The sequence below is a fragment of the Lentibacillus sp. genome (assembly GCF_035301925.1).
In the GTDB taxonomy this organism is placed as follows: domain Bacteria; phylum Bacillota; class Bacilli; order Bacillales; family Amphibacillaceae; genus Lentibacillus.
Genome location: NZ_DATGTI010000133.1, coordinates 1 through 23,608, shown reverse-complemented (window position 1 = coordinate 23,608; position 23,608 = coordinate 1). Strand labels below are relative to the sequence as shown.

At 42.9% G+C, this 23,608-nt stretch carries 22 protein-coding genes, 6 tRNA genes and 1 pseudogene; 20 read left to right on the top strand and 9 right to left on the bottom strand.

The genetic code is table 11. The annotated features are described in order from the left end of the window. Positions 1-1,184 (bottom strand): catalase (locus VK080_RS11240; RefSeq protein WP_324224854.1); only part of this gene is annotated, 1,184 nt, incomplete at its 3' end. 370 nt (positions 1,185-1,554) lie between these two features. On the opposite strand from VK080_RS11240, the gene VK080_RS11235 reads away from it, so the two are divergent. Continuing rightward, complete coding sequence (locus VK080_RS11235) at positions 1,555-1,725, top strand: hypothetical protein (RefSeq protein ID WP_324224853.1); 171 nt, start codon at positions 1,555-1,557, stop codon at positions 1,723-1,725. A gap of 5 nt (positions 1,726-1,730) precedes the next feature. Here the strand turns inward: VK080_RS11235 and VK080_RS11230 are convergent, their stop codons facing one another. Next, a complete protein-coding gene (locus VK080_RS11230) occupies positions 1,731-2,453 on the bottom strand; it encodes a TIGR02206 family membrane protein (protein WP_324224852.1) in 723 nt (240 codons plus the stop codon). A 268-nt stretch (positions 2,454-2,721) separates the two neighbouring features. Here VK080_RS11230 and VK080_RS11225 point away from each other — a divergent pair. From VK080_RS11225 to VK080_RS11180, 10 genes are all read left to right on the top strand, one after another. Beyond that, positions 2,722-2,796 (top strand) — tRNA-Glu (locus VK080_RS11225). A gap of 2 nt (positions 2,797-2,798) precedes the next feature. Further along, a tRNA-Val gene (locus VK080_RS11220) sits at positions 2,799-2,871 on the top strand. 13 nt (positions 2,872-2,884) lie between these two features. Continuing rightward, positions 2,885-2,960 (top strand) — tRNA-Thr (locus VK080_RS11215). A gap of 43 nt (positions 2,961-3,003) precedes the next feature. After that, positions 3,004-3,088, top strand: a tRNA-Tyr gene (locus VK080_RS11210). Between the two features lie 13 nt (positions 3,089-3,101). Then, a tRNA-Gln gene (locus VK080_RS11205) sits at positions 3,102-3,173 on the top strand. Positions 3,174-3,248: 75 nt separating this feature from the next. After that, positions 3,249-3,321, top strand: a tRNA-Lys gene (locus VK080_RS11200). A 189-nt stretch (positions 3,322-3,510) separates the two neighbouring features. Beyond that, positions 3,511-4,800: a hydroxymethylglutaryl-CoA reductase, degradative gene (locus VK080_RS11195; RefSeq protein WP_324224851.1), complete on the top strand. Its 1,290-nt coding sequence runs from the start codon at positions 3,511-3,513 to the stop codon at positions 4,798-4,800. Then, positions 4,797-5,762 (top strand): mevalonate kinase, encoded by a 966-nt coding sequence (gene mvk / locus VK080_RS11190; RefSeq protein WP_324224850.1) that lies wholly within the window; start codon positions 4,797-4,799, stop codon positions 5,760-5,762. The genes VK080_RS11195 and mvk overlap by 4 nt, the downstream gene beginning before the upstream one ends. A 338-nt stretch (positions 5,763-6,100) precedes the next feature. Next, a complete protein-coding gene (gene mvaD / locus VK080_RS11185) occupies positions 6,101-7,078 on the top strand; it encodes a diphosphomevalonate decarboxylase (RefSeq protein WP_324224849.1) in 978 nt (325 codons plus the stop codon). 9 nt (positions 7,079-7,087) lie between these two features. After that, positions 7,088-8,188, top strand: coding sequence for a phosphomevalonate kinase (locus VK080_RS11180; protein WP_324224848.1), 1,101 nt, complete (start codon positions 7,088-7,090; stop codon positions 8,186-8,188). A 219-nt stretch (positions 8,189-8,407) separates the two neighbouring features. Here VK080_RS11180 and VK080_RS11175 read toward each other — a convergent pair. Further along, positions 8,408-8,745 (bottom strand): annotated as a pseudogene (locus VK080_RS11175) (acyl-CoA dehydrogenase family protein). Positions 8,746-8,848: 103 nt separating this feature from the next. Between VK080_RS11175 and rocF the strand changes: the two are divergent. Continuing rightward, positions 8,849-9,751 (top strand): arginase, encoded by a 903-nt coding sequence (gene rocF / locus VK080_RS11170; protein ID WP_324224847.1) that lies wholly within the window; start codon positions 8,849-8,851, stop codon positions 9,749-9,751. Between the two features lie 71 nt (positions 9,752-9,822). Here the strand turns inward: rocF and VK080_RS11165 are convergent, their stop codons facing one another. Further along, on the bottom strand, positions 9,823-9,990 hold the full coding sequence (locus VK080_RS11165) for an aspartyl-phosphate phosphatase Spo0E family protein (protein ID WP_324224846.1): 168 nt from the start codon (positions 9,988-9,990) through the stop codon (positions 9,823-9,825). A gap of 140 nt (positions 9,991-10,130) precedes the next feature. Here VK080_RS11165 and sigW point away from each other — a divergent pair, with 140 nt between their 5' ends. The 6 genes from sigW to VK080_RS11135 all read left to right on the top strand — a co-directional run bounded on the left by sigW (position 10,131) and on the right by VK080_RS11135 (position 17,163). After that, positions 10,131-10,694, top strand: a complete 564-nt coding sequence (sigW, locus tag VK080_RS11160; RefSeq protein WP_324224845.1) for an RNA polymerase sigma factor SigW — start codon at positions 10,131-10,133, stop codon at positions 10,692-10,694. 14 nt (positions 10,695-10,708) lie between these two features. Further along, positions 10,709-11,368, top strand: coding sequence for a zf-HC2 domain-containing protein (locus VK080_RS11155; RefSeq protein ID WP_324224844.1), 660 nt, complete (start codon positions 10,709-10,711; stop codon positions 11,366-11,368). Between the two features lie 267 nt (positions 11,369-11,635). Then, the gene (gene cdaA / locus VK080_RS11150; RefSeq protein WP_324224856.1) at positions 11,636-12,457 is read left to right on the top strand and encodes a diadenylate cyclase CdaA; all 822 of its coding nucleotides are present in this window, start codon (positions 11,636-11,638) and stop codon (positions 12,455-12,457) included. Then, a complete protein-coding gene (locus VK080_RS11145) occupies positions 12,450-13,676 on the top strand; it encodes a CdaR family protein (protein WP_324224843.1) in 1,227 nt (408 codons plus the stop codon). The genes cdaA and VK080_RS11145 overlap by 8 nt, the downstream gene beginning before the upstream one ends. A gap of 116 nt (positions 13,677-13,792) precedes the next feature. Next, complete coding sequence (gene glmM / locus VK080_RS11140; protein ID WP_324224842.1) at positions 13,793-15,139, top strand: phosphoglucosamine mutase; 1,347 nt, start codon at positions 13,793-13,795, stop codon at positions 15,137-15,139. A 233-nt stretch (positions 15,140-15,372) separates the two neighbouring features. After that, positions 15,373-17,163 carry a S9 family peptidase gene (locus VK080_RS11135; RefSeq protein ID WP_324224855.1) on the top strand — a complete coding sequence of 597 codons (1,791 nt, stop codon included), beginning with the start codon at positions 15,373-15,375 and terminating at the stop codon, positions 17,161-17,163. 146 nt (positions 17,164-17,309) lie between these two features. Here VK080_RS11135 and VK080_RS11130 read toward each other — a convergent pair whose 3' ends face one another. Beyond that, on the bottom strand, positions 17,310-17,870 hold the full coding sequence (locus tag VK080_RS11130) for a tetratricopeptide repeat protein (protein WP_324224841.1): 561 nt from the start codon (positions 17,868-17,870) through the stop codon (positions 17,310-17,312). Positions 17,871-18,055: 185 nt separating this feature from the next. Between VK080_RS11130 and VK080_RS11125 the strand changes: the two genes are divergently transcribed. After that, positions 18,056-18,523: a hypothetical protein gene (locus tag VK080_RS11125; RefSeq protein WP_324224840.1), complete on the top strand. Its 468-nt coding sequence runs from the start codon at positions 18,056-18,058 to the stop codon at positions 18,521-18,523. A gap of 257 nt (positions 18,524-18,780) precedes the next feature. Here the strand turns inward: VK080_RS11125 and VK080_RS11120 are convergent, their stop codons facing one another. The 4 genes from VK080_RS11120 to VK080_RS11105 all read right to left on the bottom strand — a co-directional run bounded on the left by VK080_RS11120 (position 18,781) and on the right by VK080_RS11105 (position 21,730). Further along, a complete protein-coding gene (locus VK080_RS11120; RefSeq protein WP_324224839.1) occupies positions 18,781-19,554 on the bottom strand; it encodes an ABC transporter permease in 774 nt (257 codons plus the stop codon). Continuing rightward, positions 19,547-20,491, bottom strand: coding sequence for an ATP-binding cassette domain-containing protein (locus tag VK080_RS11115; RefSeq protein ID WP_324224838.1), 945 nt, complete (start codon positions 20,489-20,491; stop codon positions 19,547-19,549). The genes VK080_RS11120 and VK080_RS11115 overlap by 8 nt, the downstream gene beginning before the upstream one ends. 189 nt (positions 20,492-20,680) lie before the next feature. Beyond that, a complete protein-coding gene (locus tag VK080_RS11110) occupies positions 20,681-21,292 on the bottom strand; it encodes a TetR/AcrR family transcriptional regulator (RefSeq protein WP_324224837.1) in 612 nt (203 codons plus the stop codon). A gap of 69 nt (positions 21,293-21,361) precedes the next feature. Further along, on the bottom strand, positions 21,362-21,730 hold the full coding sequence (locus tag VK080_RS11105) for a DUF393 domain-containing protein (RefSeq protein WP_324224836.1): 369 nt from the start codon (positions 21,728-21,730) through the stop codon (positions 21,362-21,364). A 310-nt stretch (positions 21,731-22,040) separates the two neighbouring features. Here VK080_RS11105 and VK080_RS11100 point away from each other — a divergent pair. Next, on the top strand, positions 22,041-23,608 hold a 1,568-nt coding region (locus tag VK080_RS11100; RefSeq protein WP_324224835.1), incomplete at its 3' end, for an LTA synthase family protein.

Below are 23,608 nucleotides of genomic sequence, written 5' to 3'. Positions count from 1 at the left end.
ACCGGTATATAATTAATATTTGCCGTGCCAAGTCGATGATAATCCGTATCTCTGTAAGCAAAAGCTCTGCCCTGGAGGACGGGATCATCGGTGAAGTCAATTCCCGGAACAACCGTTGCCGGGTCAAATGAAGACTGTTCTTCTTCTGCAAAGTGATTATCCACCAGCCGATTCAATGTCATTTTACCGATGTATTCAACGGGGACAACCTCTTCCGGCCAGAGTTTTGTATCATCCAAGATGTCAAAGTCATACTTGAATTCATCTTCTTCAGCGATTAGCTGTACACCCAATTCATATTCCGGATAGGCTCCGCGTTTAATAGCCTCATGTAAATCCCGCCGGTGGAAGTCCGGATCAACGCCGCCGATAATATTCGCCTCATCCAGCAGCAACGAATGGACGCCAAGCACGGGCTTCCATTTAAATCTGACAAATGTCGATTTGCCATGTTCGTTGATAAACCGGAATGTATTGACTGGCCAGCCTTCCATCATTCGCCAGCTTTTAGGACGGCCACGACTTGACATAAGCCACATAATAAAATGCGCAATTTCCTGATTATTGGCAACGTAATCCCAGGCATTGTCGTGCGCGATAGTCGCTTGCGGAACACCGGTTCTTGGATTTGGTTTAACCGCATGCGTAAAATCAGAAAATTTCATGGCATCCATGACAGCAAAGATCGCAAAAGAGAGGGCCAAATTATCATAATTTCCCTCTTGTGTGTAAAACTTGGTTGCAAAACCGCGTATATCGATTGCCGTATCCTTGGAGCCCTTGCTTCCGATAAAGTTGGAAAATCGGACAAACACAGGTGTTTTGGTACCAGGTTCTTGCAGGAAATGGGCTCTTGTTACATGTCTCATAGATTTATATAACTCAAATTCCCCGTATGCCCCGTCGCCTCTTGCATGAACGACTTTCTCCGGTATGCGTTCCCGACTGAAATGTGACTGTTTTCGATAAAAGTGGAAGTCTTGAAATAATGTTGGTCCACGCTTTCCCGCTCTCAGGGACCACCGATCATTTGAAATTTTAAAACCGGCATCATCCGTCATTTTCTCGCCCGGACCAGTATTTTTTGCATAGTATTGTTCAAGCTGTTCCTCTTTGCTGTCTTCATAACCCTTTTTATAACCATGACCTCTTGATGACTTGTTTTCGTTTTCGTTTTCGTCCATGGTATCACCCACCCTTTTTGTTAAATAATTGTCTAAACCCCAATTATATTCATATTCATTTTTTGGAAATGTATTCGTCTTTTTTGTGAAAGGGTTAGGAACTAAAGGTTAATTTTGAGGGTAAACGCCTTGTGTTTTTTCTGGCATTCTTCTAACATAGGGTTTCAAACTGGTTACAGCGTTAGTTGGAGGAGCCGGATGACATTCTAATATTCGGGCCCCAGGCAGCCGGTATCTAAGTGCTGAAGAAGCAGCCAGGATCTTAAAAAGGAATTTCAGCTGAAGCTGCAATTTTTTCAAATTCATCTCCGTGATATGGACAAACATGTTATTCTCGATATAGAAAAAGCACACCAAGGATGGAGGACTCATGATGGAAGCTTTTCCGATTCTAATCCTGCTTGCTATTGTTGTTACCGTTATGGAAGTTTTTGTTGCCGTATACCTGATTAAAAGACATGATATGAAAATGTGGCAGTCATTGTACACATCACTGCCGGTTGTTGTGATTGTCTGGGTTGTAGCATTTATGTATTCTTGAAGATGCTACTTTTTATTACGTGTAACTACTCTGTACACGAGATATTGTACCAGGAATACAACAAACGCCAATATACATAGGTTCACATAATACCAGATACCACTTCCCAGAAGGTCGAGAGGCGTGTTCGCTGTTGGTGTGTGGGACAAATATAAATAGTTGGAACCCAAGAGCGGATTGACCAGAAATCCGATGATGGCCGCATAGATTAATAGATACCCATAGGTTTTTAAAAAAGATTTGAATGTAATCGTTACATGATTGGAAACGACTAGAAATAGACTGGTCCAGGAAATCGTAATATGATGAATAAAAAATTTTAAATACCGATAATGCGGGAAGTCATAAGGCAATTCAGGTGTGATCAATGCCAAAAATGATGGAATAAGTCCAATGAAAAATGTAATCTGAATTAGCTTTTTATTATGATTAACCAGAGCAATAGCCCCGGTGATGCCGGCTACACCACAAAGGTGAAGAAACATGTGCTCACCCAAGCTCCAAATACCATTTAAGGCAGTATACGTCTGGTAGCTCACCTCGGAAAAAATCAGCAGGCTGAACAGGCCCCAGCGAATGGTGTTGTAAATGGTGGCATGATTCAATACTTTTTTGGAAAACGAAAGAAAAATAACGATCCCCAACAAATATATGATCAATGCCATTAAATGACTTGTATCAAACGCTGTAAATGGTTCCCCATTCTTTTCCAGAAAGATATTTGTCATTGTTTTCCCCTCGTGTGCAAGTTTTTCATTCTTTGGGTTAAACATAAAACTAATCACGCATGCAGCTGACAGCAGGACTCTTTGATTTTCTTGTTTCTTTAGTGGAGAAAATGCTCACCGATTGATGTTTTTCTTAATTATAAGGGGAAAAGTTAAATTTGAAAACAAAAAATTTCATTTTACCCTTTACAAAAACAGATAATCTATATATAATAAAATTCGTCGGTTTACGACAATACATATTTTGACGTTTTTTCACGCCTATTGTGGCCCGTTGGTCAAGTGGTTAAGACACCGCCCTTTCACGGCGGTAACACGGGTTCGAATCCCGTACGGGTCACCACCGGAGGATTAGCTCAGCTGGGAGAGCACCTGCCTTACAAGCAGGGGGTCGCAGGTTCGAGCCCTGCATCCTCCATTTTTAATAAAATGCCGGTCTAGCTCAATTGGCAGAGCAACTGACTTGTAATCAGTAGGTTGGGGGTTCAAGTCCTCTGGCCGGCACCATTTTTTATGTATAAAAATAATTGATGTTAGTTACAATATTTACGGAGGGGTAGCGAAGTGGCTAAACGCGGCGGACTGTAAATCCGCTCCCTCAGGGTTCGGGAGTTCGAATCTCTCCCCCTCCACCATATGTTGATTGATTGGGCTATAGCCAAGCGGTAAGGCATCGGGTTTTGATCCCGTGATTCGCTGGTTCGAATCCAGCTAGCCCAGCCTTTTTTTATTTTAACTAAAAATGTGACGACACCAATGAACGCTCTTTTATAAATAAGTGAACATTTTTAATATGAGCCATTAGCTCAGTTGGCAGAGCATCTGACTTTTAATCAGAGGGTCGGAGGTTCGAATCCTCCATGGCTCATCAGATTTAATATGAACGTTAGCTTAATGACATAACACAGAAGATAATGGCAAAAAAACAAGGTTGTTATGATATTAACAGCCTTGTTTATTTGCATTTTACCGTGTTTTTTTACATAATAGAACCAGTAAAATCATAACCAATGACAATGATGGTCACATATGAATGACGATAAAAGGATGAGACGGTATGGAGACTTCCAGAATTCCTGGCTTTTATAACATGACAGTTGAAGAACGCAGGCATCTGATGACAAAAATGGACATCATTTCAGATGAAGATGCTGAATATTTATATTCAAAAGAACCGCTGCCAATGGATACAGCTAATAATATGATAGAAAATGCGATTGGCACCTTTCCATTGCCGTTAGGTTTAGGATTGAATTTCCTGATAAATGGGAAAGACTATTGTATTCCAATGGCAATTGAAGAACCATCTGTCGTTGCGTCAGCAAGTCACATTGCCAAAATAGTCAGGAATGCCGGCGGATTCACAACCGATGCTACTGGTCGTGTCATGACCGGACAGATCCAGGTTGTTGGCTGTGAGGATTTTAATGCGGCAAAAGCGGCTGTATTAAAGAAAAAAGATGCATTGATTGAAGCTGCCAATAATGCCTACCCAAGTTTAATGGACAGGGGTGGCGGGGCTGAGGATCTGGAAGTTAGAATATTAAATGAGGAATCAGGGTCAAAATATGGTCAAATGCTCATCGTTCATCTTTATGCCAATACTTGTGATGCAATGGGAGCCAATATTATGAACACAATGGCTGAGTCACTGGCACCTGTCATCGAGGATTTAACAAATGGAAAGGTGTACCTGCGAATTCTTTCCAATTATCCTGAGCGGTGTCTTGCACGTGCACGCTGTGTTATCCCACCGCATTTACTAAAAACAGGTGAGTTCTCCGGTGAAGAGGTACGTGACGGGGTCATTCATGCCTATGAATTCGCCGCTTCTGATCCTTACCGTGCAGTGACGCATAATAAGGGTATTATGAATGGAATTGACCCTGTTGTCATCGCAACCGGAAATGATTGGCGAGCAGTTGAGGCCGGTGCCCATGCACATGCCGCACGTGATGGTATATATACATCTATGACAGTCTGGTCCCGGGACGAGCATGGAAACTTGCTCGGTGAATTGGAACTGCCGATGTCAGTCGGTACGGTGGGCGGCTCGATCAGAGTACATCCAATTGCCAAAATAGCCCACAAAATGTTAAACGTCGCTTCAGCACAGGAACTTGCTCAAGTCATTGTGGCTGTCGGGCTTGCGCAAAACCTTGGTGCACTGAAAGCATTGGCAACTGAGGGAATCCAAAAAGGACACATGGCATTACATTCTCGTTCTGTTGCAATCGCAGCAGGAGCAACTGGGGAGATGATTGACATGATTTCAGAGCGGTTAATCAAAGAAAAGGAAATTCGTGTTGGAAAAGCTAAAGAATTGGTGGAAGAATATAAAAAATGAGTATAGAAAAAGCAACAACTTCAGTACAAACAGCTATCGGTGTAGCTCATAGTAAATTGATTTTAATCGGCGAACATGCCGTTGTACATGGACAGCCAGCCATATCACTTCCATTTCCGTTAGTGGGGGTAGAAGCCATTGTCGATTATGTTCCGGGTTCGGTGAAAATTGACAGTACGTTTTATCATGGACCGATTGAATCTGCGCCTGAATCATTGCACGGACTCACCTCTAGTATTAAAGCAACGCTGGAACACCTTGATATGCCTTGTGAAGACCTGCTGATCCGAATTAAATCTTCCGTACCGCCGGGAAAAGGATTAGGATCTAGTGCATCAGTGGCAATTGCGGTTATTCGCTCCCTGTTTTCCTACGCAGAAGCGAACTATACAATGGGGGATATACTGCGTCTGGCAGATATTTCGGAAAAACATGCCCATGGGGAGCCAAGTGGTATTGATACGCTGACCATAACGTCTGAACTGCCAATATGGTACAAAAAGGAAGAACCAATTGATTTGATTGAGCCTCAAGGTGATTTTCATTTTATTGTTGCAGATTCTGGCAGAACAGGAGACACACGTCTGGCAGTTGAATCGGTGAGAAAATTGATCAAATCAGCACCAAAGCGGATTCAAGCCAAACTGGAACGCATCGGTGAACTGACACACCGTGCCAGAAATGCACTGGAAACGGCCAGCAAACAACTGCTGGGACAAATGCTCAATGAAGCACAGAAAGAACTGGAAGCACTCGGAGTCAGTGATGCCGGATTGAACAGACTGATTTATTTTGCCCGTCAGGAAGGAGCATTAGGTGCTAAACTGACTGGCGGCGGCAATGGCGGCTGTGTGATTGCGCTTGCCGAAAATGAGATGCATTCCAAAAAGCTGTGTGAGAAACTGAAAAAATTTGGTGCACATGCTGTATGGTCATTCTCACTCAGAAAGAAAAGAGATTAGTCATACGGATTTAAGTGCGTGTTCAAATAGGAGGATAACAAGGACCGGCAGGCTAAGTTCGCGACGACAATCACGGGCGCCTGCACTAGCACGACCTGTACGTCGACATTTCAAGGCGGCACCGTTTCGAGCAGCGGGATTCCACAAGATACAAGATGTGGTGAGTTATGCGTTGGCGATTGTTGTGGACGGTTTTTAGCGGAAGATCCCCTGTTCGATATGTCATTGTTACCGGACTTTTTGAACATCCTCTTTAAAAGAAAGGCAAAATGGCCGCTTCAGAGGTTCATTTTGCCTGATTTTCGAATCATTTCCGCAATGCTCAAAGGAGATGTAACATGAAAGCTGCAGCTAAAGCTCATACGAACATTGCACTCATTAAATATTGGGGAAAACGCGATGAATCATTGATCCTTCCCATGAATAACAGTTTATCGCTGACACTGGATGGTTTTTATACAACAACGTCGGTTGAATTTCGGGACAACCTGACAGCTGATCGTTTTTATTTGAATGATCGGCTGATTGAAGGCGTCGAATATGATCGGGTCACGGCCTTTCTTGACCGTATCAGAACCATGGCAGGAAAATCAGATGCTTTTGCTGAAATTCATTCCACAAATTACGTACCGACAGCTGCCGGTTTTGCATCGTCGGCTTCCGGATTTGCTGCTTTGGCTGCAGCTGCGGCTAAGGCAATTGGGTTAACGGTAAGTGAACAGAAACTTTCCATCCTGACAAGACAAGGCTCCGGATCAGCGTGCAGGTCGATTTATGGCGGGTTTGTCGAATGGGAGAAAGGTATAAAGGCTGATGGTTCGGATTCGTATGCTGTTCCGATAGCGCCTGCAGATCATTGGGATATCAGGGTTGCTGCCGTCGTTTTATCCTCTGCCGAGAAGAAAATATTGAGCAGAGAAGGCATGAAACGCACAGTGCATACCTCCGCCTTTTACCCGGCATGGGTGGACAGTATTCCCGATGACCTTGCTGCTTTAAAAGACGGCATCATGAAGAAAGATTTTGAAAAAGTGGGTGGAATAGCAGAAGCGAATTGTCTCAGAATGCATGCGACAACACTGGCTGCCAACCCTCCATTCAGCTACTGGCAAAGCACCACACTTTTGATTATCCAGGCTGTTCAGGGTTTGCGGGAATCTGGAATTCCGGTATTTTTTACCATTGATGCCGGACCAAATGTGAAGGTTCTTTATTTGCCTGAACATGAAGAAACGGTCCGAAATGAACTCCTTAATATAACTGGTGTCCATGATGTGAAAGTCAGCAAGCCCGGACAAGGCGTATCCTACATTTAGGAGTTGAACATGTTGCCTGATTCACCTTTAATGATAAAAGTCCCCGGCAAATTAATGATTGCGGGGGAATTTGCTGTCCTTGAAGAATATCAAAAATTAGTTGTGATGGCTGTTGATCGCTTTGTTTTTGCCACTATCAAAGAAAGCAGGGAAAATCGACTTTCTTTGGAGACGTTTAACTTGAATGATATGGAGTGGCACTATGAATCAAATGCCGTTCGTATCAATACGAATGACAAGCGCGTGCAATTTGTGGAAGAAGCGATGACGACTGTCTATACATATTTAAAAGAAAACAATATTACACCAGGCCCTTTTCATCTATCAATCCGCAGCGAACTGGATGATGCATCGGGAAGAAAATATGGTTTGGGATCAAGTGCGGCGGTCGTGACATCTGTGGTCGCGGCAATATTGCAACGATTTCTTCTTAAAAAACCGTCTGACTCATTGATTTTCAGGCTGGCGGCAATTTCACACGTAAAAACACAAGGAAGCGGATCGGGAGCTGATGTTGCTGCCTCTTCTTATGGTGGGTTTTTGCAATATGCATCGTTTCAGGCGGACTGGCTTCGGAGCGCTTATTTTGAAGCAGAAAGTATTTCAGAACTTGTGAATAGAGAATGGCCTTATTTTCATGTCCAACCGATCAAATTGCCGGAAGATTTGTATATGTGTGTCGGCTGGACGGGAATGCCTGCATCAACGCAACAGTTGGTTCAGAAGATATCCAGACTCAAGACGGCTCAACCACCATTATACAAACAATTTTTATCAAACAGCGAAAAGGCAGTCAGTATCTTTTTAAATGGTATTAACCAGGAAAGTCCCTCATTGGTTATCGACGGGACAAAGAAAAATCGGCAAGCACTGGCTGAGGTTGGCAGTCATGCTGGTGTTGAAATCGAAACACCAGCATTAAAAACATTATGTGACTTGGCCGAAGATTACGGCGGTGCGGGAAAACCGTCAGGAGCGGGTGGCGGTGATTGCGGGATTGCCTTTCTACCATCCCGTGAAAAAGCTGAAAAACTAACCAAAGCGTGGGAACAAGCAGGCATTAAACCTTTGAATATCGTAACCTCCCAGACAGGAGCTATTGAAATATAAAGCGAAACTTCATTCAGTGGAGTGGTTTTCTCCACTAAGGTAGGGGAACAAAGGCTAAATTCGCAACGTCGTGTTGCAACGCCTTTGTGACCTGCGTCGTGCAGGCCCGAGCAGAATCGGACATTTCGGGGCGGTGACCCGCCGTTTTTGGCGGATTTACTGAGCTTTACATGCGGGAACAAGCAGGATTGACTAATGCAGGTCAATCCTGCTTTGTGTTTACTCAGCCAATATTTTTTCGGCAATTTCGATGCGCTGCATTTCAACGGTTCCGGTATAAATTTGTGTGACCTTGGCATCACGCATCATCCGTTCTAACGGTATTCCCGTGAATAGCCATAGCCGCCGAATTTTTTGGACAACCTCAGTCGTCAACTTCATGGCCATTTCAGAAACAAATGCTTTGAACATGAAAGAGAAGATACTGTAATCTTCGCCTTTTGCTGCAGCATAGCAGCCTGGTAAATCAGCAGGCGTGATGTTTCTAATTGGATTGCCATATCAGCCAATTTAAACTGAATGGTTTGGAAATCTTTAAAAGGTTTACCAAATCGCAGAAATGATGTCTGAACAATCCATGGATGTATATATATACATTTTATTGTCGAGTTGAGTCATTGTTCGTTTTTTGTCTACAATAGGTTCAGAGGAGGCGATTCTATGCAAAAAAACTTGTCTATTATTGGCGTGCCGATGGATCTGGGACAAAGCCGGCGCGGCGTTGATATGGGTCCGAGCGCCATTCGTTATGCTGGTGTCACGGAAAGGTTGGAAAACCTGAAATATACCATCAATGACTTAGGCGATGTACCGGTTTCGCGCCCTGACAGCAAAGATAATATACAAGAGGGCAATCTGCGAAACCTCCAGCAAGTAGCGGAAAGCAACCGTACACTCGCGGGTATGGTTGATGAGGAAATTGGAAAAAACCGCTTTCCTTTAGTTTTAGGCGGAGATCATAGTATTGCGATTGGCACATTGGCCGGAACAGCCAAGCATTACGAAAACCTAGGCGTTATCTGGTATGACGCACACGGGGACCTGAATTCCGGAGAAACCTCTCCATCCGGCAACATTCATGGTATGCCGCTCGCAGTAAGCCTTGGGGTTGGTCATAAAAAGCTCACCGATATTTTGGACTATGCGCCGAAAATCAAGCCGGAGAATATTGTCATTGTTGGAGCGCGTTCGCTTGATCCGGGGGAAAAAGAACTGATCCAGGAAAAAGGAATCACTGTCTATTCCATGCACGAAATCGATCGGCTGGGTATGTCTCAGGTGATGGGCGAAACAATTGATTATTTGAAAGCGAAAACAGACGGCGTTCATCTGAGCCTTGATTTGGATGGTTTGGATCCGGAAGAAGCACCTGGGGTTGGAACGCCTGTCATTGGCGGGTTATCTTACCGTGAAAGCCACTTGGCAATGGAAATGTTGTCAGAATCAGATATTCTGACATCAGCAGAGTTTGTCGAAGTGAATCCTATCCTTGACGATAAAAATAAAACAGCAACAATGGCTGTCGGACTGATCGGCTCACTATTTGGTGAAAAACTGAAATAAAAATTAAAAAGGCATCCTAAAACGGATGTCTTTTTAAATTTTGCTAAGAGACGTCGCGATTTCCCGATTCTTTATATACTTTTAAAGCGTTCTGCATCCTGATATTCATTCAATAATTCATCAAGCCGCCTGCTGGATTCCACGACAGTCGGGGACGTTAATTCATATTGTTTACTGATGGCCAGCATTTCCTGACGGTAGGCTTCAATTTTTTCTAAAAATATTGAATGATTAGCCACAAAAACGCCTCCTATTTTAGTATAATTGTAGTATAAAATTACCCAAATAAACGCTACGATAAACGTTTTATATTTTTTTGAAACCTTTAACGGTGTTAGTCCGTATGGTTAATACCGCATGTTAAGCGGAGGTACAGAAAATGGATTTGATAACCAAAGAGAAAATAAAACAGGTAAAACGAGGGGATCAATCCGCTTTTGCAGATATTGTTTCCTTTTACCAGCATAAAATTTACCAGCACTGTTACCGTATGCTTGGCAACAGGCATGAAGCGGAAGATATTGGACAGGAGACATTCATCCGTGCCTATATCAACATCCATTCATTTGATGATAAACGTAAATTTTCAACATGGTTGTATCGGATAGCGACCAATTTGACGATTGACCGGATCCGAAAACGGAAACCGGACTATTATCTGGATGCTGAAATCAGAGGAACCGATGGATTGAATATGTACTCGCAGCTGGCAACTGATAGCCGCCTGCCAGAGGAGGAAGTCCAGGGAATGGAGCTTCAGGACTATATTAATCAGGAGATTGCCGGACTTCCGCCAAAATATCGGAGCGTTATCATTTTAAGATATTTAGAAGAGTTTTCACTGCAGGAAATCAGTGACATATTGGATATTCCGCTTGGAACGGTGAAAACCAGAATCCATCGCGGGCGTGAAGCTTTACGGAAAAAGCTTCGCCATGTTTAAAGGGGTGTGATTGCATGAACTGCAGCAATGAAGCAGTGGAACTAATGCATAAATATTTGGATCATGACTTGACCAAAGAGGAAGAGCAAAAGCTGCGGATTCATCTGGAGGATTGTGAAGCCTGCCAAAAACATTTCCATGAACTCGAGCGTACAATCAAACTTATTCAAAATACTGAACAAATCAAGGCGCCAGCTGATTTTAAAGATAACGTCATGCAAAACCTTCCGGCTGAAAAGAAAAGCGTGAAATATACACGCTGGTTTAAGGCACATCCGGTATTGACAGCCGCAGCCATTTTCTTTATTTTCATGTTCAGCGGCATGTTTTCAACCTGGGATCAGAATGGTGAATTAGTCGTTTCCAAACAGGAAAACCTGGAAATACGCGGTGATACCGTCATTGTCCCCGAGGGTGTTACTGTAGATGGTGATTTGGTTGTGAAAAACGGCAATTTACGAATAGATGGAACAGTTGATGGCGATGTCAGGCTAATCAATGGCGAATTGATTGAAGAAGAAGATACGATAGAAGGGTCGGGACTCATGGCTTCAGCAGGAGAAGTGAACGGTGATCTGCAGCAGGTGGATCAGATGTTTGAATGGCTTTGGCTCCACCTGAAGGATCTGTTTAAGAATATTTTTTCACTGGGATACATCCAGTTAATCGGTTAAGAGGTATGATCATCTTTACAAATAAACCTGGGCACTGCCCGGGTTCATTGTGTTTCTGGATCTATTGCTGATTAGGCATAGCTTAGAATGTGATAAATCGTATCTTTTTGTGTCAATTATTTTTATAGGTTAAGGGGGAAGCAAGGTTTCTGATCCCTGACCGATACATATCTCACGTATGATTAATGGTATGACATGAAATATGATATAATGAATGGGGTTATGGCGTAAAATAGAAAGAGTACATATGTGGAAGGAAGTGTGAACATGCTTGATGGGGGATTCGACCTTTTGGAACTGTTTAGAATCGGTGTAGATATAGCTCTCGTCTGGTATGTTTTATATAAAATCATTATGCTGATAAGAGGCACAAAAGCCATTCAGCTGTTAAAAGGTATTGTGGTTGTACTGCTCGTTTGGGGCATCAGCATTCTATTTGAACTGCATACGATTCAATATTTGACAAATCAGGTCATCAACTGGGGTTTTGTTGTCATTATCATCCTATTCCAGCCTGAACTGAGGCGGGCATTGGAGCAGATTGGCCGTGGGAACCTTTTTGCAAGAGGCGCAAGATCCGAGGAAGAAATACTGGAACAAAAAATAGAAGCAATCGTGCAATCCTGTCAGTATATGGCTAAGCGCCGTATTGGTGCACTGATATCCATCGAGCGTGAAACAGGAATGGGTGACTATGCCGAGACGGGGATTCCGATTAATGGCAAGCTGACTCACCAACTGCTGACAAATATTTTTACCCCGAATACACCGCTCCACGATGGTGCTGTCATCATAAAGGATGAGGACATTTTTGCAGCAGCCTGCTATCTGCCTTTATCCGAAAGTCCATTCATTTCCAAGGAGCTTGGTACGCGACACCGGGCAGCTATGGGAATCAGCGAAGTGACGGATGCGATTACGATCGTCGTCTCCGAGGAAACCGGGGGCATATCCGCAACGAAAAATGGTGAATTGAAGCGGGATCTCGATCAGGAGGGACTGCGCAGTTATCTGCATGAAAACTTATCCTCATCCATGAGAGCCTCTGAATCCAAGTCACGTCATCAGAGGAGGAAAGATAATGGATAATTGGTTTAAGAGTCGGTGGTTTGTCCGTGCGATTTCGTTAGCCTTTGCAATTGCATTGTATGTGTTTGTGCAAGTTGAAATGGATGAGTATCAAAATGAGTCGCGGCTGTTGCCAAATTCAGGCGCTGATGTTCAGACAGTTGAGGATGTACCGGTCAATATCCGTATTGATGATGAAAGTTATGTTGTCAGCGGCGTACCGGAAGTTGCCACTGTCACTTTGGAAGGAACTAGAGGGACACTGACGGCTACAGCCCAGCAGAGGAATTTTGACATCTACGTTGATCTGGAAGGCCTGGAAGCAGGTACACATACTGTCGATCTGCAGCATACCGGTATCCCGGAGGAATTAAAAGTTTATATTGAACCAAAAACAATCGAGGTAACAATTGAGGAGCGGGCGTCAGAGGAATTTGATGTGGCAGTTGACTTTATCAATGTCGATCAGCTCCCTGATGGCTATGAGATTGGTGAATCACAGACAGATCCTGGACAAGTTACAATCACCAGTTCAAAGGAAGTGATCGAACAGATTGCGATTGTGAAAGTGTTTGTTGATGTATCAGAAACGACAGAGCCTATTGACAGCAGGGAAGTTCCGGTTAATGTTTATGATGCCAGTGGCAACGAGTTGAATGTCCGGGTTGAACCGGAAAACGTAAATGCTTCGGTTGATATCAATAATCCGAGCAAAAATGTTCCGGTGAATGTTGAAACAACTGGTGAACTGCCGGAGGGGTACTCACTATCCTCCATGTCGTCTAATACAGAAGAGGTGGAAGTCTTTGCAACGAATGAGGTGCTGCAAAATTTAGAACAAGTTTCAACGGAGACAATTGATTTAGCAGATATCACGGAATCAGGAACGGTTGAAGTCGGACTAGCTTTGCCGGATGGTGCAATTGTACCAGATACAGACACAATTGAAGTAACAGTGGAACTGGAACAGACAAGAACATTTGAAGCCGTTCCGATTGATGTTGAAAATCTTGGTGCTGAACAGGATGTATCATTTGTCCAGCCCGAGGATCAGGCAATGGATCTTACGGTAGCTGGAAATCAGGAAGATGTCAGCGAATTGGCGGCTGATGATTTTACTATTTTCATAAATGCTGAAGGGCTTGAAGATGGTGCACATGAAGTTCCCGTTACGATCGAAGGTCCCGATGGCATTGACGTGAACGGGGAATTCGATCAAGTGACCGTAGAGATTTCGTAACAGGCGATAGATTTAGCCCTTATCTTATCTGAAAATGTGGTTGGAAAGGGCAGAAAGATTCAGTCTTTGAATAACCTCTATAGTTGCTAAACGGATACAAAGGAGAGTTTATCAAGATGGGAAAATATTTTGGAACAGATGGTGTCAGAGGAATAGCTAACACAGAATTAACATCAGAGCTAGCATACAAATTAGGCCGGTTCGGCGGTTATGCATTAACTAAAGGCACCGATAAACCCAAAATACTGATTGGACGGGACACACGTGTTTCCGGTTATATGCTGGAAGGGGCACTTGTGGCCGGACTGCTTTCAATCGGTGCTGAGGTCATGCGGCTGGGCGTTATTTCAACGCCGGGGGTTGCCTATTTGACAAAAGCGATAAAGGCAGAGGCAGGTGTCATGATATCCGCATCGCATAACCCTGTCGAGGATAACGGCATCAAGTTTTTCGGACCGGATGGTTTTAAATTGTCGGATGATGAGGAGAATGAAATCGAAAAGCTGATGGATGGCGAGGACAACCTGCCTCGGCCGGTTGGTGCAGACATTGGGGTTGTAAATGATTATTTCGAAGGCGGCCAGAAGTACCTTTCCTTCCTTAAAGATTCGATTGATAATGATTTTGAGGATCTGCGAATAGCACTTGATTGTGCTCATGGTTCAACTTCAAGTCTGGCAACACATCTGTTTGCTGATCTGGAAGCGGATATTGTTTCGATTGGTTCCTCGCCGGATGGGCTGAATATTAATGATGGCGTTGGATCGACTCAGCCAGAAGCTTTACAGGCATTTGTCAAAGAGAAAGAGGCCGATCTGGGGCTTGCCTTTGACGGGGATGGCGACCGGTTGATTGCCGTTGATGAGAAAGGGAACGTTGTTGATGGTGACCAGATCATGTACATTTGCGGAAAATATATGAATCAGAAAGGTGTCCTGCGCCATAATACGGTTGTTTCCACCGTGATGAGCAATCTCGGATTTTACAAGGCATTGGAAGAAAACGGCATGCGCAGTGATAAAACTGCAGTCGGTGACCGCTATGTCATGGAAGAAATGCGCAAAGGCGGGTACAATCTTGGCGGTGAACAATCCGGCCATGTCATTTTCCTCGATTATAATACGACAGGCGATGGCATGTTGACAGCGCTGCAGCTGGTGAATGTCGTCAAAGAAACCGGCAAACCACTTTCTGAGCTTGCCGGTGAAATGACCATATATCCGCAAGTACTGAAGAACGTGAAAGTCCTCGATAAGCATAAAGCCATGACGAATCCAAAAATTCAGGAAGCGATCGGCCGTGTCGAAAAAGAAATGAACGGAGAAGGTCGTGTGCTTGTACGGCCGTCGGGAACCGAGCCGCTCGTCCGTGTTATGGTTGAAGCACCAACCAAGGAAGACTGTGAAAAATATGCTGATCAGGTGGCAACCGTGATTGATGATCTGCTGGGCATGAAGGAATAGATGATTTGTACCAAGCTGCTCGCCGGGAAGGGGGGCAGTTTTTTTAGATGAACGCCAGATTCAGCCACGAATATGCTGAATGTTGTTATAAAAACACCATATGTGTGCAGCTGAATAGCAGATTTGACCATTCCGGCTTATTGATATCTAAAACCTATTTATTTCATTCAATTTACGTTATAATTATTTTGTCAAATAAAATAATTCAAATTTTTACCTATAGGGGGAATATGATGATCACATTTCCAAAACCGACTGTTGAGCAATTTTTCCGTACATATGTCATAACAGGATTCGATGTCAGTACCGATGAGGAACGACTGATTTTTAGTTCTAACTTGGACGGCAAGATGAACCTGTGGGCGATGGATCTGCCTGATACATATCCATATCTGTTTGCGCATCAGGATGAATCGTGCAGCACTATCAAATTTGATCCCAAAGGGCGTTATGTCTTGGCGGGATTTGATAAGGACGGTGATGAGAACCATCAAATTTATGCGATTCCATATGATGGCGGTCTGCCGCAGCCGCTTGTGACAGGTGATCCGCAAGACAAGTATTTTTTAACCGACTTGAGCGATGATGGCGAGCGCATCTATTACATGACATCCGAAGAAAACCCATCGTTCATGAATGCCCGTGTCCGCAATTTGGAAAATGATTCGGATACGCTGCTGAATATCGGCGAGGTGTCACCGACCGAGCTGGCAGCTGTGTCGGAAAATGAAGAATCATTTGTCTACCTGCGCGCGTTTGCCAATACGTATGTCACCGGCTTTGTTAAAAAAGGAGAGGAGACGCTTAACCTGACACCAGATCCGGGAAAGGTTCATGTAACATTTGATCCTGTTTTTGTTGGCCCCAATACAATCTATTTTGTCACGGACTATGAAAGCGAATATAATTATGTTGCCAAATTTGATTTGAATAACCGGAAATTTTCCCGGGTACTGTCGGTTGAAAATGAAAGTGTTGAGCAGTTGAAGTTCAGCAAGGAAAAGAATACGTTATTTCTTGTCACTGAGAAAGGTGTGGCAGATATACTCTATCGGTACGAGATGGATACGGAGAAACTGGTGAAGTTATCGGCGCCGGTCGATGTCATTGAACAGGTCAAAATCACCAAAGCAGGCAATCTTTATGTACTGGGAAGAAGTGCAACAGTTCCGCACAATATTTTCCAATCAAAATTTGGTGAGAATTGGAAGCAGCTTACAAATAACCGAGTACTTGGCTTAACCAGCCATGATATGGTGGAACCTGATGTCGTTTCGTATCGATCGTTCGATGATAAGGAAATTGAATCACTGCTGTTCAGGGCGAAACCGGAAAATGATAATGGCTATACGATTTTCTGGCCGCATGGTGGTCCACAGGCTGCTGAGCGGAAATCATTCCGATCGATGTTCCAATGCTTCCTGAACCGTGGTTATACGATTTTTGCACCTAATTTCCGGGGAAGCACAGGCTATGGTTCGTCTTTTGTCAAGATGGTCGAACAGGACTGGGGAGAAGGACCGCGACTTGATTGTGTTGCCGGGATTGAATGGCTGTTTGAAAATGGTATAACTGACCGTGACAAGTTGTTCCTCGTCGGCGGCAGCTATGGCGGGTACATGACATTATTGCTGCATGGGCGCCATCCGGAATATTTCAAAGCCTGTGTCGATATTTTCGGCCCGTCTGATTTATTCACATTTGTCAATTCGGTCCCCGATCATTGGAAGCCCATCATGGAGCGCTGGCTTGGTGATCCTAAACGCGATAGGGAACGTTTTGTGAAAGATTCACCGGTGTCCTATCTTGATAGCATGACGAAACCGATGCTTGTCATCCAGGGGACAAAAGACCCGCGTGTCGTCAAGGAAGAATCCGACAATATCGTTAGCAAACTTCAGGAAGAGGGTCGCGATGTCGAATATCTTGTTCTGGCAGATGAAGGACACGGCTTTTCAAAAAAAGAAAATGAAATCAGCGTTTACAAGCGGATGCTGGATTTTTTGGAAAAACATCAGCATTAGGACAGAAGAGGTCAGCACTGACTTCGCCTGATTATATACCTTCTCACTGCTACAATCGAATACAGATTAGAAAAAGTGGCATTTCCAAAAATTTTTTTCGGATGCCACTTTTCAGCTATTCACGTCGATTATAGGAGCAGAGAGGGTTATTTATTCAATTTTTTCTCGCACGTTTCAATGGCTGTCTCGGTAGTTTTAATCAATTCGCTGTTTCGATTGCCCGATCTCAATGCCAAAGCCTTATGAAACAAATCGAGTGCTTGCTCATACTCACCCTGGTCAAATAGGTTTTTACCTTGATGCTCATAAACGAAATCACGATATTCAATGTAATCAGGATTGTTTTCGGCCAAATCCATTAACTCTGCGAACATTTTATTGGATGTCTCATAATCGGTTTCCCACTGGTATGTATTCGCCAGCCTCAACTGATTAATAAAAACGCTCTGTTTCCTGCCTGAATCCCGGAAGATGGCTATGGCCTCGTTAAGATGTCGCTTGCTTTCGTCGAGCTCGCCAATCACCCGTAAAAAATAGCCAAGTAAACCATGCAGTTTCCCTTTTTCGGTGTCATCAAGTGTCTTGTCATCGAGTTGTTTCTGAAGATACATCATGCCATGAAGCATGTCCATTTTGTTTAAAGGAATTTCCCGTAAATTTGGGCCGAATTTAAATGTCATATCATGTGGGATATCTGAAATGTTCATGAGATTACTCCTTGCTTTTTTACTTTAAGTATACCAGCCCCGCGGGGATACTTCTAATAAGAGCCATACTATATCAGTTGAATCCAATACGGGTTCAGTCTTTTTATGTCTCTAGAACCAATTTTTGCGGTATAAAAAATTTCCGTTTAAACAAGCTATCAATAAACATGAGAGGATTGATTATTATGATAAAAAATATCATCCGTGGCTTTATTGTGCTATGTGCAATTGGGGCGGCTTGTTCGCTTCCTAAAAAAGCATACAAGCAATATTTGCCTGTCACCTTATTTTCTACAGCTTGTCAACTTGTGGAAATTCTGTATTTTACGCTTCACAAATTGTGGAAGGTTAAGGGCGGTCCAAAGTCAGCGATGTGTCATGCATCGATTTTGGTAGTGGGGCCTTACTTTTTTTCAAATTTGTGGGCTTTTCATTTATCCAAGGGGAAATTTGTCAGATACTTTTTCATCAACCTCATTGCAGACCTGATTTATGCGTTCCCAGTTGTTAATTTGTTCAGTAAATTAAACTTCTTTAAACTTAAAGTAAGTTCAAAACAATTCTTTTCACTGATTTTTACGAATGCCCTTTTAAACTATGGATTCCAAAAGTTTTATGAGAAGTTTAGCGTCCCGAGCAGAGCAAGAGAATGAGTGTTATTGTACCTTGTTATCGTCAAAATTTATGGCATGATTAAGCAGGATTCCGCCATCATGAGAAGCCAATGATGGGTAAGAAAAGGATTATTTTCAGGAATCCTTGTACCGTTCTTTTCCCTCCAATCTCTTTTAGTGATATCTAATATCTGTTTGAACTGTAATGGTGGTTTTATATAATTCATAAAAAAATGGACACCGTACTAGAGAAGGCATATCCCATGTACGGTGTTTACTTTTAACTTAACAACAAACTATTCACTTTTACGACGTTTAAATATCATCGTTGCAACAACAAATGATATAATAAGCAATCCGCCAAACCATACGATTGTTACCCAATGATTGTTACCAATTTCTGTTCCGATAAGGAGCCCGCGCAATGTCTCAATTAGCGGCGTCATTGGTTGGTTTTCAGCAAATGCATGAAGCCAGGCAGGCATTGTATCTGTCGGAACAAAAGCACTGCTTACGTAAGGCAGGAACATAATAAGAAAGGTGAATGCACTGGCGGATTCCACACTTTTTGCGAGTAAACCAAATACCACAGATAACCAGCTAATTGAAAATAGAAAAAGACTCAAGATACCAATCACACCAAGCCATTCCTGTAACCCTGCGCTCGGTCGGAACCCGATTAGTATTGCTGCAAGGAGTACCAATGCTGTTCCAATCATATTACGGGCGAAGCTCCCGATCACATGACCGACCATTAAAGAAGAGGGAAGGATAGGCATACTGCGAAAACGTTCAAACAATCCCCCGACCATATCCTGTGTGACGCTCATTGCTGTCATGGAGCTCGCATACCCAACGCAGACAATGATCACACCAGGTACGACATAATTAACATAGTCTGTCCCTGTTTGAATGGCTCCCCCGAAAATATAGACAAACAATAACATGAGGATGACCGGTAAACCAAAACTCAAAAACAAGGATTCTGGATTACGGAATAAATGTTTAAAGCTACGTCGAGACATCGTCCATCCATCCAAAATAGACCAATACCATTTTGATTCAGTCATTTATCATTGCTCCTTTCCCACTACGGCTCGTTATGTCCATGAAGACATCGTCAAGTGTTGGCTTACGAAATTTAACAGATTCGGGTTCAATTCTGTGTTCATAAAAAGCGTTTAACAGTTGTCGTAAATGTTCCGTTGTACCGTCGGTTGTAATCGAAATGCTCATGTCATTATCATTTATTTGCCCTTCTAAAAGATTCTGTGCCGTATTAAACGAAGCCGAATTCCTGAATTCGAATACCAGCTTTTCTTCTCCAATAATACGTTTTAGTTCTTCAGCTGTTCCTTCTTCCACAATCTTACCGTTGTTTATGATGGCTATTTTATCCGCGAGCTGATCCGCTTCTTCCAAATATTGTGTTGTTAAAAATATGGTTACCCCATTATCTGCAAGACGCTTAATTAATTTCCACATATTCCTGCGGCTGCGTGGATCCAGTCCGGTTGTTGGCTCATCAAGGAAAATCACCTCAGGATCAGCGAGCAGACCGATTGCAATATCAAGTCTACGGCGCATACCCCCTGAATAAAATTGTGCACGCTTTTTGGCAGCATCTATTAAATCAAATTGTTCAAGCAGATCAGCTGTTCGTTCTTTAACAACTTCCCCTTTCAGATGATTTAAGCGCCCCATCATCATCAGGTTTTCTTCGCCTGTCAGCAGTTCATCTACCGCAGCATACTGACCGGTTAAACTTATCACTTTTTTGATGGAGGAGGCGTCACGGCTGGTATCATACCCTGCAATTGTCGCAGTTCCTCCATCTGCTTGAATTAATGTCGATAAAATACGAACCGTCGTTGTTTTTCCTGCACCATTTTCTCCAAGCAATGCAAAAATAGATCCGCGTTCCACATCGAAATTAAGGGCGTTCAAAACAGTTTGCTTGCCGTAGGTTTTCTTAAGATTTTTGACAGAAATAATCGTATCGTTCATCAAACATTCTCCTTTCGTAAAAGATTGACTTATTCACTCAAAAATGAAACGAATTGAATCTCAATGGTGGAATCAACATAACTTAATTTTGATTGACTAATTCAGTCAATCAAAGAGTATAGGTTTTTTACGTATCTGTCAATCATTATTTTCAGTTTGTTGAAAACAGGAAAAGGAAAATGTCATGCATTAACGAGTTGAGATCATTCGTAAAAGAATATCCGCTTTCTGATCTATATTTTTCCGCCACCATGTTGGGTCATCCGCCATGATCCCGGAAATGACGTTTAAATAAATACCCAGCAATTCCTCTGTATCTCCCTGAATAATTTCGCCGGATTTCTGCCCTTCAGCAAACAAAGGGAATAACGATTCGATGTAAAATTGCCCCGATTTCTCCACGAGGTCGTATATATTATCTGGCAAATCACTGGATTTCGTTAAATGCTGGATGATCCGAAAGACATCACTGTTTGTTTCTGTGTCGCCCTCTGTAAATATAAACGTTGTAAACTGTTTTATTTTTTCGAGGGGGCTTAACTGGCTTTCATTCAGCTCATGAAAGACTTGGATCACCCTGTTTCTTTCCATTGCCCATTCGAGGCTTTCATACAAAACTTCATCTTTGGATGTAAAATAGTGATACACGAGGCCGTGGCTGACTTCTGCTTTTTTCGCAATCATACTTATTTTCGTGAGTTTGACGCCATTATCGGCAAATACTTTGATAGCGGCACGCATAATTTGTATTTTTCTTTCAAGACGTTTCTGTTCTAGTTGCTCTTCATTTAAAGGGGCCATAGGTTTCGCTTCTCCTTTATGATAATTATTATGATTCTATCACACCATAATTAGGTTACGGCTGCCAAGTCATGATTTATTATACGTCACTCTGCCAAGCCACTTATACCGGCGCGTTGACACAAACCGGTATGCCGGGTCACCGATAATTTTGGCAAACGGAAGATGGAGTAACAGCGCGAGTGGCATGGTTGCAGGCAATATAGAGAGAATCCTGCGTACCGTGTCGAACCCCGTCAGCATCTGTTTATCTTTCGTATACATAAATATTTCGTCATACATATTTTTATAACCATTAACCCTTTCTTTTACCGATTCACTGACTTCCTGGACGGGGTACCAGAAAATGGCGTCATTCCAGTCCAGTTTTTTCAGTGCTGCCTTCACCGTTCGGCATAAAGGGCATTCAGCATCGAAAAATACAATATGTCTATTCATGTGTCTTTTCTCCTTTCCGGTTATATGTATTCCTTCAGTTTTCAATAAGCAACCCTTATAAGAATGATATAGTTTAAATTTTAGATTAAAAGGGAACTAAATGAAGTGTATATTAACTTAGTGTAAATTTACCATTAATTTGGGTCTTAACAAAATGAAGATATGGGTGTAGAATAGACGTCGACCAAAAAATAATTGCCCGTTATCGGGTTAAACATGCTGGCTGGAAAGGTTATGTCCGCATCCGGCACAAGTTCTGATTTCAACAAAAAACTTACAGTCAGCGGGAGAAACATGGAGTGAGAAACAAATGAAAAAACTTAAAAACTTAAAATCTTCCAAAATGGGATTTTTTCTGCTTGCATTAATCCTGTTTTGGATGAAGACGTATATTATATATATTTCGGAATTTGATTTAGGGGTCAGTAATCTGATGCAGCATTTTTTGCTGTTCATCAACCCTTTGAGTTCAGGCCTGATTTTGTTGGGTTTGGCACTATTTTTTAAAGGGAAACGGTTCGGGATTACGCTGCTGATTATTGATTCTTTGTTGACGTTGTTTATGTACGCCAACATTATTTTCTACCGTGAATTTAATAGCTTTATTACCATTCAGACGCTGATGCAAACTGACAATGCCGGCAGTATAGGAAAAAGTTTTTTGGGATTGGCTGAATGGCATGATTTCTTTTATGCCCTGGACCTTGTTATCCTGGCTGTTCTGTACTTCAAACGGAAGGCCGACTGGTCCCCGGCACGCTTCAGTCCAAAAAAACCTTTTGCTGTACTGGCAGCCGGTGTACTGGCGTTTGCTATTAATCTAGGTTTGGCGCAGATTGACCGGCCGCAGCTGCTTGAGCGCGTTTTTGACAATAATTATATTGTCAAATATCTTGGTTTGCCTAATTTTGCCGCGCTCAATACCGTGCAGGCTGTTGAAGTCAGTGCCAAGCGTTCGATGGCCTCAAGTGAAGATATCATGGAAGTGGAAAGTTATACCGACAAAAAATACGCTGAGCCGAACGCCGAATATTTTGGCAAGGCAAAAGGCAAAAACATTATCAAAATTCATTTGGAATCTTTCCAGTCATTTTTGATTGATTATAAATTGCACGGGGAAGAAGTGACGCCATTCCTGAATTCGCTTGTTCATGATGAGAGCAAGAATTTTACGTACTTTGATAACTTTTTCCATCAGACTGGGCAAGGCAAAACCGCGGATGCGGAACTGTTATTGGATAATTCATTGTACGGCACGCCTCAGGGGGCTGCATTTGTCACGAATGGCTCGAACACGTATCAGGCGCTGCCGGCCATTCTGGGCCAAAGGCAGGGCTATACGAGCGCTGTATTCCATGGTGATGAGGGTTCATTCTGGAATCGTGACAAGGTTTACAAGCAATTTGGGATTGATAAGTGGTATGATGATGAGTACTATGATATGAGCGAGGATAAAGTCATCAACTATGGTTTGAAGGATAAGCCATTCTTTAAACAGTCGATACCGATGCTTGAAGATCTGGCTGAAAAGGATGGGCCGTTCTATGCGCACATGATGACATTGACACATCATTATCCGTTTGTATTAGATGAAGGAGAAGCGTCAATTGAACCTGCAAATACTGGCGACGGTACCGTGGATCGCTATTTCCAGACAGCCCGCTATCTGGATGAGTCGCTGAAGCAATTCTTTGAAGACTTGAAGGAAAAAGGGTTGTATGAGGATTCGGTCATCATGATTTACGGCGACCATTATGGTATTTCGGAAAACCATAAGAAGGCGATGAGTGACATCGTGGATGAGGAAATGACACCACTGAAAAGCGCCAACTTACAGCGGGTTCCGTTTATGATCCGTGTACCGGGCATGGAAGGTCA